Annotated in this window: 14 protein-coding genes; 8 read left to right on the top strand and 6 right to left on the bottom strand. The window is 31.5% G+C overall.

Annotated elements, in window-relative coordinates:
* The first annotated feature begins 245 nt into the window (after positions 1 to 245).
* The 3 genes from MK851_RS07295 to MK851_RS07285 all read left to right on the top strand — a co-directional run bounded on the left by MK851_RS07295 (position 246) and on the right by MK851_RS07285 (position 6,461).
* Positions 246 to 956: a TIGR00730 family Rossman fold protein gene (locus MK851_RS07295; protein WP_303508632.1), complete on the top strand. Its 711-nt coding sequence runs from the start codon at positions 246 to 248 to the stop codon at positions 954 to 956.
* A gap of 111 nt (positions 957 to 1,067) precedes the next feature.
* Positions 1,068 to 3,890, top strand: coding sequence for an aminopeptidase (locus MK851_RS07290; protein ID WP_320242771.1), 2,823 nt, complete (start codon positions 1,068 to 1,070; stop codon positions 3,888 to 3,890).
* 117 nt (positions 3,891 to 4,007) lie between these two features.
* Complete coding sequence (locus tag MK851_RS07285; protein WP_320242769.1) at positions 4,008 to 6,461, top strand: thiamine pyrophosphate-dependent enzyme; 2,454 nt, start codon at positions 4,008 to 4,010, stop codon at positions 6,459 to 6,461.
* Between the two features lie 81 nt (positions 6,462 to 6,542).
* Here MK851_RS07285 and MK851_RS07280 read toward each other — a convergent pair whose 3' ends face one another.
* Both MK851_RS07280 and MK851_RS07275 read right to left on the bottom strand, forming a co-directional pair.
* Positions 6,543 to 7,313 (bottom strand): SH3 domain-containing protein, encoded by a 771-nt coding sequence (locus MK851_RS07280; RefSeq protein ID WP_320242767.1) that lies wholly within the window; start codon positions 7,311 to 7,313, stop codon positions 6,543 to 6,545.
* A 65-nt stretch (positions 7,314 to 7,378) separates the two neighbouring features.
* Positions 7,379 to 8,650, bottom strand: coding sequence for a DUF2851 family protein (locus MK851_RS07275; protein WP_320242765.1), 1,272 nt, complete (start codon positions 8,648 to 8,650; stop codon positions 7,379 to 7,381).
* A 216-nt stretch (positions 8,651 to 8,866) separates the two neighbouring features.
* On the opposite strand from MK851_RS07275, the gene MK851_RS07270 reads away from it, so the two are divergent.
* The 3 genes from MK851_RS07270 (at position 8,867) to MK851_RS07260 (ending at position 11,193) form a co-directional block, all read left to right on the top strand.
* Positions 8,867 to 9,496 carry an NAD(P)H-dependent oxidoreductase gene (locus tag MK851_RS07270; RefSeq protein ID WP_303508642.1) on the top strand — a complete coding sequence of 210 codons (630 nt, stop codon included), beginning with the start codon at positions 8,867 to 8,869 and terminating at the stop codon, positions 9,494 to 9,496.
* Between the two features lie 88 nt (positions 9,497 to 9,584).
* Positions 9,585 to 11,027, top strand: a complete 1,443-nt coding sequence (locus MK851_RS07265) for a sodium:solute symporter (RefSeq protein ID WP_320242763.1) — start codon at positions 9,585 to 9,587, stop codon at positions 11,025 to 11,027.
* Positions 11,020 to 11,193 carry a hypothetical protein gene (locus tag MK851_RS07260; RefSeq protein WP_164723466.1) on the top strand — a complete coding sequence of 58 codons (174 nt, stop codon included), beginning with the start codon at positions 11,020 to 11,022 and terminating at the stop codon, positions 11,191 to 11,193. The genes MK851_RS07265 and MK851_RS07260 overlap by 8 nt, the downstream gene beginning before the upstream one ends.
* A 118-nt stretch (positions 11,194 to 11,311) precedes the next feature.
* Here MK851_RS07260 and MK851_RS07255 read toward each other — a convergent pair whose 3' ends face one another.
* On the bottom strand, positions 11,312 to 11,935 hold the full coding sequence (locus MK851_RS07255) for a LysE family translocator (RefSeq protein ID WP_320242759.1): 624 nt from the start codon (positions 11,933 to 11,935) through the stop codon (positions 11,312 to 11,314).
* Positions 11,936 to 12,045: 110 nt separating this feature from the next.
* Between MK851_RS07255 and MK851_RS07250 the strand changes: the two genes are divergently transcribed.
* Positions 12,046 to 12,939 (top strand): LysR family transcriptional regulator, encoded by an 894-nt coding sequence (locus MK851_RS07250; protein WP_320242757.1) that lies wholly within the window; start codon positions 12,046 to 12,048, stop codon positions 12,937 to 12,939.
* A 59-nt stretch (positions 12,940 to 12,998) separates the two neighbouring features.
* On the opposite strand, the gene MK851_RS07245 is transcribed toward MK851_RS07250, so the two are convergent.
* The 3 genes from MK851_RS07245 to MK851_RS07235 form a co-directional block, all read right to left on the bottom strand.
* The gene (locus MK851_RS07245; protein ID WP_303508657.1) at positions 12,999 to 13,256 is read right to left on the bottom strand and encodes a DUF6952 family protein; all 258 of its coding nucleotides are present in this window, start codon (positions 13,254 to 13,256) and stop codon (positions 12,999 to 13,001) included.
* A 2-nt stretch (positions 13,257 to 13,258) separates the two neighbouring features.
* Entirely contained in the window at positions 13,259 to 13,567 is a 309-nt protein-coding gene (locus MK851_RS07240) for a thioredoxin family protein (RefSeq protein WP_320242755.1), read from the bottom strand.
* A gap of 92 nt (positions 13,568 to 13,659) precedes the next feature.
* Positions 13,660 to 14,301, bottom strand: coding sequence for a peroxiredoxin (locus MK851_RS07235; RefSeq protein WP_047790073.1), 642 nt, complete (start codon positions 14,299 to 14,301; stop codon positions 13,660 to 13,662).
* A gap of 288 nt (positions 14,302 to 14,589) precedes the next feature.
* Between MK851_RS07235 and katG the strand changes: the two genes are divergently transcribed.
* Entirely contained in the window at positions 14,590 to 16,782 is a 2,193-nt protein-coding gene (katG, locus tag MK851_RS07230) for a catalase/peroxidase HPI (protein ID WP_320242749.1), read from the top strand.
* Positions 16,783 to 16,831 lie beyond the last annotated feature (49 nt).

Below are 16,831 nucleotides of genomic sequence, written 5' to 3'. Positions count from 1 at the left end.
TTTGAAAGATAAGGAATAGTCTTTCTAAGTACGTTTTACATAAGTTGTTTTCATTACACTTGAATTTTTGTGTAACGATATTTCAGGACGGGACAAACCATAAAAAAGAAAAGCAACTCAATTGAGTTGCTTTTCTTTTTTTATATATTTAATTTTTTTTTCTAAAAAACCACTAAATTAGCAGGCTTGCTAAAAAGCAAATTTTAGCAGTTTAATTTGTTATTTAATATAAAAGTAGAAGAATTATGAGTCCGAATGATGACAGAAAAATTAGAGAAAAACTACAGCAAAAAACTTGGAACGAGATAAAAACAAATGACTCTTGGGCAATATTTAAAATCATGTCTGAGTTTGTAGAAGGTTATGAAAAGCTAAGCAAGATTGGTCCTTGTGTATCAATTTTTGGATCAGCACGTACAAAAACTGATGATCCTCACTATAAATTAGCAGAAGAAGTAGCCTTTAAATTAACACAAAATGGTTTTGGAGTAATTACTGGTGGAGGACCAGGTATTATGGAAGCTGGTAATAAAGGAGCCCACAGAGGAAAAGGTACCTCAGTAGGGTTAAATATTGACCTTCCTTTCGAACAACATGATAACCCTTGGATTGACAAAGATAAAAACCTAAATTTCGATTATTTCTTTGTTCGTAAAGTAATGTTTGTAAAATATTCTCAAGGTTTTGTTGTGATGCCTGGTGGTTTTGGCACAATGGACGAGCTTTTTGAAGCAATTACTTTAATTCAAACTAATAAAATTGGACGTTTTCCTATTGTTTTAATTGGTCGAAAGTTTTGGTCTGGCTTATTAGACTGGATTAAAAACACTTTAATTGAAGAAGGTAATATTAGTGAAAAGGATCTAAATTTATTCAGAGTCGTAGATACCGCTGATGAAGCTGTTGAACACTTTAATAAATTCTATGCTAAATACCAACTGAAACCAAACTTCTAAAAATACTTATCTTTAAGGCTCGTTGAATTTACAACGAGCTTTTTTATTTTCACAAAGTTTATGAAACTTAAATGTTTTCTATAAAACTTTTTAAACCGACTTTATATAATATTGAAACAGAAAACACTCCTTTTAGTATGTACTATCATCTTATATTGCTTTAAAATAGTAGCACAAGAAAACTCTGTTGAAATAAAAGCCAAATTAGATGTAAACAAGGATGTAATTCATGTCTTACAAAAAACAACCTTTTATAATCACTCTTCATCTACCTTAGATCGTATTTTTTTACATAATTGGACAAATGGTTACAAAAACGATGATACTCCCTTAGCTAAACGTTTCATTGAAGATTACAAAAAAAACTTTTACTTTTCAAAAGAAAAAGATAGAGGTTATAGTAAAATACGAAACTTAACTGTAAACTATAAGCAAGTTTCATTCAAAGAGAAAAAAAATCAGCAAGATATTATTGAAGTACTACTCAACGAACCTTTAAAACCAAAAGATAGCTTAATAATACGTACGTCATACTCTGTAAAAATCCCTAATGCAAAATATACAGGGTACGGAAAAACTAAAACAGGATATCACCTACGGTTTTGGTATATAGCTCCTGCTATTTATAACAAAAAATGGCAATTAATGAGTAACTTGAATTTAGATGATTTATATGAAGAACTTTCTAATTATAATATCTCCATAAACATCCCAAAAAAATACCACATTGAAAGTAACTTATATCAATATAAAACCGAAAATGATAACTATACCAATTATTATCTAGTAGGTTCCAAAAAAAAGGACATTATACTACATATTGATTCTATAAAAACTTTCAAATCTTTTAAATTAAAAGACAAAGAAATAAAAACGGACGCCTACTTAAGAAAAATTTCTAATGAAGAAACAACCAAAATCATAAATCGACAAATACAATTCATAGAAGGTTTTATAGGAAAACACCCTCACCCAGAAATCCTTGTAGATTCACGTACTATTAACAAAAATTCGTTACATGAAATTTACGGTCTTCCTAGTTGGTTGAAACCCTTTCCAAAAAATTTTAGATGGGAAACTGGATTTTTTAAAGCACTTACTCAAAAATATTTTGATGATGTAATTATCCAAAACCCAAGAAAAGACTATTGGTTAACTGATGGGTTACAAACATTTTTAATGATGGAGTATGTAAAAAAATATTATCCAAATGTTACTTTTCTTGGGAAATACTCCAACTATTGGCCTATAAAAACCTACAACATTGCTCAGCTAAAACAAAACGACAAATACCCACTTGTTTATCAATTCAGCTCTCGTAAGTTTTATGACCAAGCTTTAACTACCTCTAGTGACTCTCTTTCTAACTTTAACAAAAAAGTTGTTAGTAAATACAAAGCTGGTTTAGGAATTAAATATTTATACGATTTTGTAGGGGATAGCATTTTAAAAAATGCTGTAAAAGAATTCTATATTCTAAACCAATTAAAACCTTCAAGTAGTAAATCCTTTGCTGAAACCCTTCAAAAAAAGACTTCAAAAGATTTGCAATGGTTTTTTGGTGATTATCTTACTACTGATAAAAAAATTGACTACAAAATAAAAAAGGTAGCCTACACTAAAAACAAAGACTCTCTATTAGTTACAATAAAAAACAAAAGAAACTTTATAGCTCCTGTAGCACTTTATGGTGTTCAAAAGAAAAAAATAAAACTTAAAACTTGGGTTACCAATGTAGACTCTACCAAAACAGTAAAAATTAAAAGAGGAGATTTTAATAAACTAGCTTTAAACTATGAAAACAACTATCCTGAATTTAATTCTCTAAACAATTTTAGAAACGTAAATAATAGCATTATAAGCAAGCCTATTCAATTTCGTTTTTTTAAAGATTTTGAAAACCCCTATTACAATCAATTGTTCTATTACCCAGACATTAAATATAATTTATATGATGGATTAATTCTTGGTGTTAACATTAACAATAAATCACTTGTCAATCATAATTTTCAATTTAGTTTAACCCCTAACTACAGTCTCAAAAGTAGAAACTTTACCGGATCATTCTCTATAAGCTATAATCATTTCTTAAGAGACTCCAAGCTTTATAAAATACGATATGGTATTTCGGGTAGCAACTTTCATTATGCGCCAGAATTAGGTTATAATACGTTAAGTCCATTTATTAATTTTCAATTTAGAAGAAACACACTCCGTGACATCGGCTCAAAATCTTTAACCGTTCGTTTAGTTAGTATCGATAAAGAAGTAGCTCCCAACGATATTCAAAGTGATCGAGATAAATACAATATTTTCAACCTACGTTACATCAACAATAAATTTGATGCCATACACAGAATTCGGTATGCAGCTAACCTAGAAGTAAATTCTAACTTCAGTAAAGTATCAACCGATTTTCGTTATCGAAAATTTTTTACAGCAGACGAAAGTTTTGAAATTCGTTTTTTTGGCGGCCTCTTTTTATCTAATAAAACAGAAGGAGATTATTTCAGCTTCGGGTTAAATCGTGGAAATGATTATTTATTTGAACAAAACCTATTTGGACGCTCAGAAAACGAAGGGATTTTTAGCCAGCAATTTGTTGTAGGGCAAGGAGGTTTCAAATCTAAATTTAACAAGCCTTACTTTGCTAATCAACTTATGACATCTATTAACACCAGTGTAAGTGTTTGGAAATGGGCAGAAATTTATAATGACGTTGCCATGTTAAAAAACAAAAACACTTCTCCGAAGTTTTTTTATGAAAATGGTATTCGCTTAAACTTTCTTCCTGATATTTTTGAATTTTACTTCCCTATATACACCAATGAGGGTTTTGAAATTAATAAGAGCGCTTACCCTTCAAAAGTTAGATTCATCATCACAACAGATATTGATAGAATTTATAATTTTATTAGAAGAGGTATATTGTAGATACTTCAATAATTTTCTTTTTTTTCTTGTTTTATTGAAAGATGTTCAATAAAAATTCAAATTTTTAAATTTCAACTAAAAAACCTATCTTTGTAACCATACCTAAATTAGATGATTATGACGCAAAATACCGAAATAGCTAATACTCAACAGCTTTCTTTTCAAGATTTTAAAAATGAAGTTTTAAAAGACTATAGAACTGCTCGTATTAGTCGAGAATGTAGTTTATTAGGAAGAAGAGAAGTTTTAACAGGGAAAGCTAAATTTGGAATTTTTGGTGATGGTAAAGAAGTTCCACAATTAGCTATGGCTAAAGCTTTTCAAAATGGAGATTTCAGATCCGGTTATTATCGTGATCAAACATTTATGATGGCTATTGAGCAATTAACTCCACAACAATTTTTTGCTGGTTTATACGCTCATACTGATATTAATGTTGAACCAATGTCAGCTGGACGTCAAATGGGAGGGCATTTTGCTACGCATTCTATAGATGAAAATGGAAACTGGAAAAACTTAACAGCTCAAAAAAACTCATCGGCAGATATTTCTCCTACAGCGGGTCAAATGCCTCGTTTATTAGGATTAGCACAAGCATCTAAGATTTACAGAAATGTTGAAGGTTTAGAAAAACACACTAACTTTTCTATCAACGGTAATGAAGTTGCTTGGGGTACTATTGGTAACGCTAGTACTAGTGAAGGCTTATTCTTCGAAACAATCAATGCTGCAGGAGTTTTACAAGTTCCAATGATAATGAATGTTTGGGATGATGAGTACGGAATTTCAGTACATGCACGCCATCAAACCACAAAAGAAAGTATTTCTGAAATCTTAAAAGGGTTCCAACGCGAAAACGAAACCAATGGGTATGAAATTTTTGTGGTTAACGGTTGGGATTATGTTCAGTTAATTGACACTTATAATAAAGCTTCTCAAATAGCAAGAGAGCAACACATACCTGTGTTGATTCATGTAAAGGAATTAACGCAACCACAAGGACACTCAACTTCTGGCTCACACGAACGCTACAAATCTAAAGAGCGTTTACAATGGGAACAAGAGTTTGATTGTATTGCGCAAATGCGTAAGTGGATTTTAGAGTTTGAATTAGAAAGTGAAGATGGAGAAACTTTAAAATTTATTGATTCTGAAGAAGATTTAATAACTATTGAAAAAGAAGCTAAAAAAGAGGTAAGTAAAGCTAAACGTGATGCTTGGAGTGCTTACACAAATGAAATAAAAACAGAAGTAACTGAAGCTATTTCATTGTTAGAAACTATTGCTCAAAAAAGTAACAATGGTTCTTTTATTACAAAATACAAAAATGATTTAGCTGCTATTTCAGAACCTATTAGAAAAGATATTTTAGTTGCTGCTCGTAAAACTTTACGTTACTTAAGAGATGAAGATTTTGCTGAAAAAATAGCACTTAAAAACTTCATCAAAGCTTCAATTGACAAAGCTGCTGTAAAATATTCTGCACATTTATTAAGTGAAACTGAATTAGCAACTAAAAATATTGCTGCAGAAGCTCCAACTTATGCTGCAGAAAAAAATATTGTAGATGCACGTATTATTATGCGTGATAATTTTGATGCTATTTTAGCTAAACACCCAGAAGTATTAATTTTTGGTGAAGACGCTGGATATATTGGTGATGTAAACCAAGGATTGGAAGGCTTGCAAGAAAAATTTGGTGAGTTACGTGTTTCTGACACAGGAATTCGAGAAGCTACCATTTTAGGTCAAGGTATTGGAATGGCAATGCGTGGATTACGTCCTATTGCTGAAATTCAGTATTTAGATTATTTATTATATGCTTTACAAATTATGAGTGACGATTTAGCAACGCTACGTTATCGTACTTTTGGAAAGCAAAAAGCTCCATTAATTATCCGTACCCGTGGACATCGTTTAGAAGGAATTTGGCATTCAGGTTCACCAATGGGTGGAATTATAAACAACATTAGAGGTATTCATGTATTAGTTCCTCGTAACATGACTAAAGCTGCTGGTTTCTATAACACTTTATTAGAAGGTGACGATCCTGCTTTAGTAGTAGAATGTTTAAATGGGTACCGTTTAAAAGAAGAATTACCAACTAATTTAGGAGACTTTAAAACTCCAATTGGTGTTGTTGAAACAATCAAAGAAGGAACAGACATTACAATTGTTTCTTATGGTTCTACCTTACGAATCGTTGAAGAAGCGGCAAAAGATTTAGCGCAGGTAGATATAGATGTAGAAATTGTAGATGCGCAAAGTTTATTACCTTTTGACTTGAATCATGACACTGTAAAATCGGTTGCAAAAACAAATCGTTTATTAGTTGTTGACGAAGATGTTCCTGGTGGAGCTTCAGCATATTTATTACAAGAAATTGTTGAGAATCAAAATGGTTACAAACATTTAGATAGCAAACCACAAACCTTAACTGCTAAAGCACATAGACCTGCTTATGGTACCGATGGAGATTATTTCTCTAAACCATCTGCAGAAGATGTTTTTGAAAAAGTATATGAAATTATAAGCGAAGCAAACCCTTCTAAATTCAAGAGTTTGTATTAATAATTAATTTTAAAATAATTAAAATAAAAAAAACGATTTTAGAATATTCTAAAATCGTTTTTTATTCGCTTTTTTATATAATTATTCAGCTGCTTTCTCTGCTACCGCCTCAGTAGCCGCTTCTGCTTCCTGCGCATCTAAAGGCTGATTTTTTGACTCGTAATCTTCTATTTTATTCTCTATAACTGGGATAAACTTAGAAGAAGATAGATCTGAATTATTTATAACATCTTTCAATGCCTTTATTCTTTCTGTCATTGTTGGTTGAGTATTTGCTATTCCTGCAAATTTAGCCGTTGCTATATCAACTTGATCATTTGTAATATTAGAAGTTTTTACCCAACCTTCTTCTATATACTTCCCTTCAGATCTTTTCCCTTTAACTTTAATCCAATCGCCTTGAGTTTCAGTCACAGCAATAATATCCATAACGCTGTACTTTTTTTCTGTTTTGGTAAGTAAATCTGGCCTTTTGTAAACTACTGCCTCTTCTAACATAGCTCCCACTTTACCATTAACAGCTAAAAAGGTAGATCTAGTCCATCCTTCTTTTCCGTCAATCAACTTTACTTTGTAATACTCTTTCTTAGAAACAGAATCTATAGTTTCTTCTCCTGTTAAGGTTACTTTTTCTCCCAAACTAATAGAAGTTATCCATTTCCCTTTTGCAGAAGCACTTTCTCTAATAGATAATTTATCTAATAAACAAATTGCTGAAGTAGACTTTTCTTCTTTTTCACTAATAGATTTTTCAGTTGTTGAAATATTTCCTTTGTTTTCTGAGTTTTTGTTGTCTTTACAACCTATACAAATAGTAGACACTAATGCAATAGCAATTAATATTTTTTTCATTATTATAAATTTTTTACGCAAATATATCATTTATTAATTAAATAATTTAACATGCTTTATTTACATTATTTGTTTAAAATAAAATTCCCAACATTACAGCTTAAACATTTTTTGTTTTGGCAATAATTATTTTTCAACTCTAATAAAGCTTGAGACTCAAAAGCATTTTTTGCTTTAATTTTTAACTCATCAAACTTATTTATAATTGAATTTTTTTCTGGGTGCAACTGTTGTATCAATTTTAACAAACTTTCTTCATTAACCTTTCCTCTAGCTTGTTCATAAACAAACTTTAAAGGAATAATTGTATTAATAATCAACAAGTCAATAAATGATTTTGTAAGTATTTTAACTGATTTTTTTGACTCAGAACCAAACGTATAATGAGTTTTCCAAAACTCATTTACTTCAACTGTAAATAAATTATAAAAATCCTCTATTTTATTTACATCCATTAACCTTGAAAATAAGCTTTCATATTTATTATATAAAGCCACTAATTGCGCTATTCTAATCGTAGGAAAGTTATTGGGGCGCATTCTAAAAAATTGAAAACGGTGTTTTATTAATGATTGTAGCCTGTATTTGTGCTGTATATAAACATACTCATTTTTAAGTTGCTCATAATAACTCTCTTCTATTTCATCAGCTAAAAAACCTGCCTGTCCAAACAGTAAAGCAGATAGCTGCTCTTCGTTAAATCGAACTTTACGTAACACAGAAAAATCAAACGATTGTGCTAGTTCTAGGAAAGCTGCTCCATTAACTTTTAATCCGAAATTCTTAGCTAATAACTGAAACAACACCGCTTCATAATCATTATTTGATTTTTGTAGCAGCTCTTTTATTACCTCCGATTTGTTCTCTAATCGTTCAAAGTACAAACGTTCTAACCAGTTATTCAATATAAAAGAACTAGTTTCAGCTATTTGCTTTTCACATGGAATCCATCGCTGCTCTTTTAAAAACAGTTTTTTATAGTTTGCCAATATTTCTTTTTGAACAAAGCTTTGTAATTCTACCGTTGGTAATGGACGGTTATTTTTCATAAATATATCTGTATCGTGCTCCCATACAATATGCAAAATAACGGCATCGTAATTTGCATCTTTTTCGTGATGATGCATATACCAGTCTGATGACTTTATATGAATTTCAACATTTCCAACCCATAACTGGCTATCAATCTTCAATTTTGCATTCAAAAAATCAGGTCCTGAATTAGTATTGTGACTCCCTGAATCTACCACTTCAACAATTCTTCCTTTTACTGATATTAAATTTGCTTTGTTAAATAATTTGTATTTCCACAAAAAGTGTAAAAATTCTTCTTTCATACGCTTTCTTTTTCACCTTCAATGTACAAAATATTTTTATGATACTATCAATATTAATTATTCGAAGTATTTTTAGGCTACTTTTTATTCCTCTACTTTTGTCAAAGTAAATTACCGTAGGTAAACCTAAAAGGTGACTACGTAAGAACACGTTTTAATTTCAAGACAAGTCTTGAAGTATTTTAACTCTCGATTATCGAGTAAAAACCAAACCATATGAATAGTATTGAAAATTTACAATGGCGTTATGCTGTTAAAAAATTTGACGAACATAAATTTCTTTCCGAAGAACAAATTAACATTTTAAAAGAAGCTTTTAATTTAACTGCTACTTCTTACGGATTACAGCCTGTTAAAATGGTTGTAGTAAAAAACAAAGATTTACAGCAACAATTAGTTGCACATTCTTGGAATCAGCACCAAGTTGCACAGGCTTCTCACTTATTGGTATTATGTACCCCAAAAGAACTTACTACTAAAGATGTTGAGAGCTATTTTAAATTAGTAAAAGACATTAGAAACACCCCCGATGAGATTTTAAACCCTTTCAAAGAATTTTTAACAAACGATATTGAGAATAAATCACCAGAAGTATTATTTCATTGGATGAAAAATCAAGCTTATATCGCTCTAGGAAACCTAATGACTGTTGCCGCTAATGAAAAAATTGATAGCTGTCCTATGGAAGGTTTTGTTCCTGAAAAATACAATGAAATTTTAGACTTGGATAAATATAATTTACAATCGGTTCTGGTATTACCAGTTGGTTTTAGGGCAGAAGACGATTATATGAAAGACTTAAAAAAAGTTCGTAGAAAAACAGAAGAAGTGGTTATAGAACTATAGTTTTTTAATTGTTAGTTACGAATTATGATTTTGTATAAGCTAAAAACTAAATTAGTACATTCGTAATTTATAATTCGTAATTAACAGTATGCAGCCACTACATATATTACTCCTTATTTTAGCCTATTTCGGTGTATTAATTCTTATTTCATACATCACTAGTAAATCGGCAAACAACCAAACATTTTTTAAAGCAAACAACTCATCTCCATGGTATTTAGTAGCCTTTGGTATGATTGGAGCTTCACTATCTGGAGTTACTTTTATTTCAGTCCCTGGTTGGGTTGAGGGTGACAAAATGAGCTATATGCAAATGGTACTAGGATATGTAGTAGGTTATGCCGTCATTGGATTGGTATTACTACCTCTTTATTATCGATTAAATTTAACCTCAATCTACACCTATTTAGAAGGACGTTTTGGTAGGTATTCGTATAAAACAGGCGCCTCTTTTTTCTTACTTTCAAGAACTGTTGGTGCTGCCTTTCGTTTGTTTTTAGTTGCTAATGTATTACAACTAATTTTGTTTGATGCGTATGGAATCCCATTTTGGGTAACAGTAACTATTACCATTTTACTTATTTGGTTATATACTTTTAAAGGAGGAATTAAAACTATTGTATGGACCGACACTTTACAAACGTTGTTTATGCTAATTGCTGTTGGGGTTTGTATTGTAATGATAAAAGATGAAATGCAAATAGACAATTTGTTTTCGTACGTAACGGACAACAACCTTTCAAAAACCTTCTTTTTTGACGATGTAAAAGCAGGAAATTACTTTTGGAAGCAGTTCTTTTCAGGTGCTTTTATTTCAATTGTAATGACAGGTTTAGATCAAGACATGATGCAAAAAAACTTGACCTGCCGCAACTTAAAAGATGCTCAAAAAAATATGTTTTGGTTTACCATCGTATTGGTAATTGTTAACTTTTTCTTTTTAGCTTTAGGTGTTTTATTAACAGATTATGCTACAGCAAATGAGCTAAACGCTCACAAAGATAGCTTATTCCCTACCATAGCAATGAGTGGCGATTTAGGTATAGCCACTTCTCTATTCTTTCTATTGGGATTAATTGCCGCAGCATACTCAAGTGCTGATAGTGCTTTAACTTCGTTAACTACCTCTTTTAGTATTGATATTCTTGAAATTGATAAGAAAGAAAACGAAGAAGAAAAAGAAAGAACACGAAAGAAAATTCATGTGCTATTTTCATTTATTTTAGTGGCTACCATCTTAATTTTTAAATATTTTATTGCTGATGAGAGTGTAATTGCTAAAATATTTCAATTTGCTGGCTACACATACGGTCCTTTACTAGGCTTATATGCTTTTGGCTTATTTACCAAACTAAATATAAAAGACAAGTTTGTTCCTATCATTTGTTTAATTGCTCCGGCTTTAACCTATGTTATTAGTTTTTACAGCAAGAAAAAATTTGGGTTTGATTTTGGATTCTTTGTATTGATATTAAACGGATTCTTAACTTTCTTGGGATTATTAGCCATTAAAACATCAAAAAATGCCTAAAAAAGGAAAAGCAAAAAACACGGTAAACAAAGCGAAGCATACTCGCTTAATGAAACAAAAAGAAAACAAACTTCGTTTGGAAAAACAACGTACTAAAGAACGTTTAAAAGCCATTATAAAAAAAGTTAACGAACAAAAAGAAAATGACAGCACAACAGATAGCTAAAAAATTTAATCTAACAGAACATCCCTAAGGTGGTTTTTATAATGAAACAGAAATGAAGGCATAATTAAAAATAATACAAACCGATAGCGAAACATTAATCACTATCGGTTTATAATTTTTACATAAACGCTATTTGTACCCCCATCAATACGAATATAGCACCTGAAATTTTATTCAATCTCACACCCATTTTTTCATTTTCTTTAATTTTAGTTGAAAATGTACCTGCAAATGATGTTAAAACCAAGTACCAAACAGTAGTCATTATTGCATAAATAACACCTAAAATCATAAAAGGAACTGGATTTTCTATTTCTGTTGGGGTGATAAACTGCGGAAAGAATGCTATAAAGAATAATGCAACTTTCGGGTTTAATATATTTGTAACAAACCCTGATGTAAAATTACTTTTTGCTGAATCTTTCTTTCGTCTTTCATTCGTTTCTGTTATCAATCCTTTTTTAGAAATCACTTTTGTTACTCCTAAATAAATTAAATAAGCTGCTCCTAAATATTTAATTAGTGCAAAGAATATTGCTGATTTAGCTACCATAATCGACAACCCTAATGCACCTAGTAATGTATGCACTAAAGCCCCCGTATTTAAACCAAAACTAGTATATATACCAGATCTTCTTCCTTGGCTAATTGACTTGTTAATTAAAAAGACGGTTTCTATTCCTGGTGTTAATACAAAAAGAACAGTTGCTACTAAAAACGCAATAAAATTCTCAATTCCCATTTCGTTACTCTTTTAAAAATGATTACAAAGTTTTTTTATGCAAAGCAACAGCAGTTCTCTTTATTAAAAAATACTTATTTTTGACTTATTAATGCAAAAAACGCATTAAAATGACATTTCAACAAATTCGATATTTTTTAATTCTAGCAGAAGAACTACATTTCTGGAAAACAGCAGAAAAAGTTTACACCTCTCAATCGTCATTAAGTAGGCAAATTCAATCTTTAGAAGAAGAATTAGGTGTTACTTTATTTGAGCGAGATAAAAGAAATGTAAAACTTACCGAGGCTGGTGTATTCCTTAAGAAAAAGTGGGACGTTTTATTAGACGAGTTTGATCGCACACATCAACATGCTAAAAAAATTGATGAAGGTTCTTCTGGGCTTGTTAGTATTGCTTACCCTGGTTCTATCTCTTACAACTATTTACCTGAGTTACTCAAAATATTTTCAGAAGAGAAACCAGATTTAAAAGTAGAACTTATGGAACCTACTGATATTACGCTTGAAAAATTACTTTCTAGTTATCAAATAGATTTTGCTTTTAGCAGAAATGAAGTTCTAAATGCTTCTATTTTATCTGAAAGGTTGTATGCTGAACCCGTTTGCCTTGTGGTTCCAAAAGATCATTGGGTAACAGAAGGTTCTTTTGTTGATTTAAGAGACGTAAAAGACGAAAAATTTATCCTTTCTGGTTTACATCACACTACTTACTTTTCCTCATTACTACGCAATATTTTTAACACTTATGGTTTTGAACCTCAAACTCATATTGAATCTGATTTTGGAAGTATGATATTAAACTTAATTGGTAGAGGTTTAGGAATATCTATTTTACCTTACTCCTATCAGTTTTCTTTAAATACAAACATACGGTTTATTACACTACCCGAAAGCACAGAATTATATATTAATTGGAGAAAGAACGACCATAGAAAAGTCATTAAAAGTGTTATTGAATATTCTATAAAATTAGGTAAAAACTACAACCGAAAGTTTGTATAAAATAAAAACCTGAACACTTTTCAATGTTCAGGTTTTTGTTTATTTGTAAGTACAAGTAACTATTTATCAATCGAACCTAAAACACGTTTCATAAAATTATTTAACGCTTCTTTCTTAGGTGTTCCGTCTTTAATCATTTTATCAACCTCAATTGCTCCGTACATATTAGAGATTAACTCTCCTATAACGTCTAGCTCTTCATCTTTTAACGATGGAACCTCTGTTAAAGCTTCAAGCGTCTCAATAGTTTCTAGTACATAATCTTGGTCATTTTCTTCAATAAATGAAGTTAAGTGTTTAATTACTGGTAATTTCATAACTAAGCTACTTCATTTACTAAATCCTTCAATACATCAAACTTATTGGTTTGAGTTTGATTTACTAATTTTCCATCAATATAAGTAGCAAAAGTAGGCAAGTTACTCACATCAGCAAGCTTTCTACTCTCTGTAAATTTCTCAGCATCAGCTATTACAAAAACCATATCTTCATTTTCAGAAGATAACTTTTTAAATTTAGGTTTCATAATACGGCAGTTACCACACCATGAAGCTGAAAACTGAACTATAACTTTTTTATTGTCTGCAACAACTTCTGATAAATTGTCTTGACTTAATTCTTGTACCATTTCTTTAATTATTATCCATTTCGAAAGGAGCTCGTGCTCGACCCCTTCACTTATCTCACACGAACTTGTTTCCTTTCTTTAATTATGTCTAATTAGTTTGCTGCTAAATATTCTGCTGTTGCCTTTGCGTTAGCTTGCATTGCTTCTTTACCTTCTTCCCAGTTTGCAGGACAAACCTCACCTTTTTCTTGTACGTGAGTATAAGCATCTACTAAACGTAAATATTCATTTACATTACGACCAACTGGCATGTGGTTGATTCCTTCATGGAATACAGTTCCTTCTTCATCTATTAAATATGTAGCTCTATACGTTACATTATCTCCTTCAACCTGTACAGTTCCTGTAGCTTCATCATAAACCTCGTTAGAGATGTCTAAGATACCTAAAATAGATGATAAATTACGATTACTATCAGCTAATAATGGGTAAGTAACACCTTCAATACCTCCATTATCCTTAGATTGGTTTAACCAAGCAAAGTGTACTTCAGGAGTATCACAAGAAGCTCCAATTACAATAGTGTTTCTTTTTTCAAATTCTGGTAATGCAGCTTGAAAAGCATGTAACTCAGTTGGACAAACGAAAGTAAAGTCTTTCGGATACCAAAATAACAACACTTTTTTCTTGTTTTTAACTGCTTCTTCTAATACATTTAACTTAAACGTATCACCCATTTCATTCATTGCATCTACGTTTAAACTTGGAAATTTTTTTCCTACTGCTGTAGCCATTTTATAATTTTTTATTGATTAATATTTTTTTACAGGCACAAATGTATTTTGTTTCTTCTCATTTAAAGTGTGAATCTAAAAATATTTTTTTATTTCACTATAACTATAACCAATAGTTAACATATTTTTAAATCATTAAAAAAAATATACCTTTATATTTCAACATATTATAAAGTCTAAAAACTACAATTATAATTATTTGTTATTTTAAAATAAAAAATATAGATAAAAATTATCTATTGTTTTATAGTAGCTTTTTCCAATTCTAACCTATTAAATTATAATATCATGAAAAATACAAACTCACATTCTTCAAAAGGTAAATGCCCTTTTTCACAAGGTGCAAACACAGAAATACATGATAACATCATGGAATGGTGGCCGAAATCATTAAACTTAGATATACTACATCAACACGATACCAAAACCAATCCTTTAGACAGTAATTTTAATTATGCTGAAGAATTTAAAAAATTAGATTTAGAAGCAGTTAAAAATGACCTTAAAGACTTAATGACCGATAGTCAAGATTGGTGGCCTGCCGATTGGGGACATTATGGTGGCTTAATGATTCGTATGGCGTGGCATGCTGCTGGTACCTATAGAGTTACTGATGGTAGAGGTGGTAGTAACACTGGTAATCAACGCTTCGCTCCATTAAATAGTTGGCCTGATAATGGTAATTTAGATAAAGCAAGACGGTTATTATGGCCAATCAAGAAAAAATATGGAAACAAACTATCTTGGGCTGACCTTATTATTTTAGCTGGTAATATGGCTTATGAATCAATGGGCTTCAAAACTTTTGGTTTTGCTGGTGGACGCGAAGATATTTGGCATCCTGAAAAAGATATTTACTGGGGGTCTGAAAAAGAATGGTTAGCGCCAACAGGGAGTAAAGGCTCTCGATATTCTGGTGATAGAGACTTAGAAAATCCATTAGCTGCGGTAATGATGGGGTTAATTTATGTAAACCCTGAAGGTGTAGACGGAAAACCTGACCCGTTAAGAACTGCACAAGATGTTAGAGAGACTTTTAAACGAATGGCAATGGATGATGAAGAAACCGTTGCTTTAACTGCAGGTGGACATACCGTAGGAAAGGCTCACGGTAATGGTGATGCTGATGCTTTAGGTCAAAGCCCTGAAGGGGCAGAAATTCACAACCAAGGTTTTGGTTGGATGAATCCTAAAGGAAGTGGAAATGCTGAACATACTGTAACTAGTGGTTTAGAAGGTGCATGGACAACAACACCTGATAGATGGAACAACACATACTTCCATTTATTATTAAATCATGAATGGGAATCAAAAAAGAGCCCTGCAGGAGCGTGGCAATGGGAACCTATTAATATGAATGAAACTGACAAACCTGTAGATGCTCACAATCCGAACATCAAAAGAAATCCAATCATGACTGATGCGGATATGGCTATGAAAATGGATCCTGAATACAGAAAAATATCTGAAAAATTCTACAAAGATCCAGAATACTTTGCAGATACTTTCGCTCGTGCTTGGTTTAAACTAACACATCGTGATTTAGGGCCTAATACTCGTTATTTAGGTGCTGATGCTCCAGCAGAAACACTTATCTGGCAAGATCCTGTTCCTACTGTTAACTATACTTTAAACAATACTGAAGTTGAAGAACTAAAAGAAAAACTATTAAATAGTGGACTTTCTCGTACTGAACTTATAAATACCGCTTGGGATAGTGCTAGAACTTATAGAGGATCCGACTTTAGAGGTGGTGCTAATGGAGCACGCATTCGTTTAACTCCTCAAAAAGACTGGGAAGGAAATGAACCTACAAGACTAAAAAAAGTATTAGATAAGCTCACTGAGATTCAATCAGAGTTAAGTAAAAAAGTTAGTATTGCTGATTTGATTGTTTTAGGAGGTAGTGCTGCTGTTGAAAAAGCTGCTAAAGATGGTGGTATTGACATTAAAGTTCCTTTTACCCCTGGAAGAGGTGATGCAACCGCTGAAATGACAGATACTGAATCTTTTGATGTTTTAGAGCCTCTACATGACGGATATAGAAACTGGCAAAAGAAAGATTATGCTGTAAAACCAGAAGAGTTATTACTAGATAGAACGCAACTTATGGGCCTAACTGCTCCCGAAATGACTGTTTTAGTTGGAGGAATGCGCGTACTAGGAACCAACCACGGAGGCTCAAAACATGGAGTATTTACAGACAACGAAGGCGTGTTAAGTAACGATTTCTTTGTAAACCTCACAGATATGAAATACTCATGGAAGCCTGCTGGGGAAAACTTATACAATATTGTTGATCGTAAAACTGGAAGTACTAAATGGACAGCTACAAGAGCTGATTTAATATTTGGTTCAAATTCAATTTTACGTTCGTATGCTGAAGTATATGCACAAGATGATAACAAAGAAAAATTTGTAAAAGATTTTGTAGCTGCTTGGACTAAAGTAATGAATGCTGACAGGTATGATTTAGCTTAATTTAAAACTAGATTACAAAAAAAGAAGAGCTAAATGCTCTTCTTTTTTT

It is taken from the genome of Tenacibaculum sp. 1B UA (genome assembly GCF_033978845.1).
Lineage (GTDB): Bacteria > Bacteroidota > Bacteroidia > Flavobacteriales > Flavobacteriaceae > Polaribacter.
This window is presented reverse-complemented; position numbering and strand designations above follow the sequence as displayed.

What these genes read in the sequence shown, in the direction of transcription:
- MK851_RS07295 (WP_303508632.1), top strand. Translation starts at nt 246, where the DNA reads ATGAGTCCGAATGATGACAGAAAAATTAGAGAAAAACTACAGCAAAAA.
- MK851_RS07285 (WP_320242769.1), top strand. Translation starts at nt 4,008, where the DNA reads ATGACGCAAAATACCGAAATAGCTAATACTCAACAGCTTTCTTTTCAA.
- MK851_RS07280 (WP_320242767.1), bottom strand. Translation starts at nt 7,313, where the DNA reads ATGAAAAAAATATTAATTGCTATTGCATTAGTGTCTACTATTTGTATA.
- MK851_RS07275 (WP_320242765.1), bottom strand. Translation starts at nt 8,650, where the DNA reads ATGAAAGAAGAATTTTTACACTTTTTGTGGAAATACAAATTATTTAAC.
- MK851_RS07270 (WP_303508642.1), top strand. Translation starts at nt 8,867, where the DNA reads ATGAATAGTATTGAAAATTTACAATGGCGTTATGCTGTTAAAAAATTT.
- MK851_RS07265 (WP_320242763.1), top strand. Translation starts at nt 9,585, where the DNA reads ATGCAGCCACTACATATATTACTCCTTATTTTAGCCTATTTCGGTGTA.
- MK851_RS07260 (WP_164723466.1), top strand. Translation starts at nt 11,020, where the DNA reads ATGCCTAAAAAAGGAAAAGCAAAAAACACGGTAAACAAAGCGAAGCAT.
- MK851_RS07255 (WP_320242759.1), bottom strand. Translation starts at nt 11,935, where the DNA reads ATGGGAATTGAGAATTTTATTGCGTTTTTAGTAGCAACTGTTCTTTTT.
- MK851_RS07250 (WP_320242757.1), top strand. Translation starts at nt 12,046, where the DNA reads ATGACATTTCAACAAATTCGATATTTTTTAATTCTAGCAGAAGAACTA.
- MK851_RS07245 (WP_303508657.1), bottom strand. Translation starts at nt 13,256, where the DNA reads ATGAAATTACCAGTAATTAAACACTTAACTTCATTTATTGAAGAAAAT.
- MK851_RS07240 (WP_320242755.1), bottom strand. Translation starts at nt 13,567, where the DNA reads ATGGTACAAGAATTAAGTCAAGACAATTTATCAGAAGTTGTTGCAGAC.
- MK851_RS07235 (WP_047790073.1), bottom strand. Translation starts at nt 14,301, where the DNA reads ATGGCTACAGCAGTAGGAAAAAAATTTCCAAGTTTAAACGTAGATGCA.
- katG (WP_320242749.1), top strand. Translation starts at nt 14,590, where the DNA reads ATGAAAAATACAAACTCACATTCTTCAAAAGGTAAATGCCCTTTTTCA.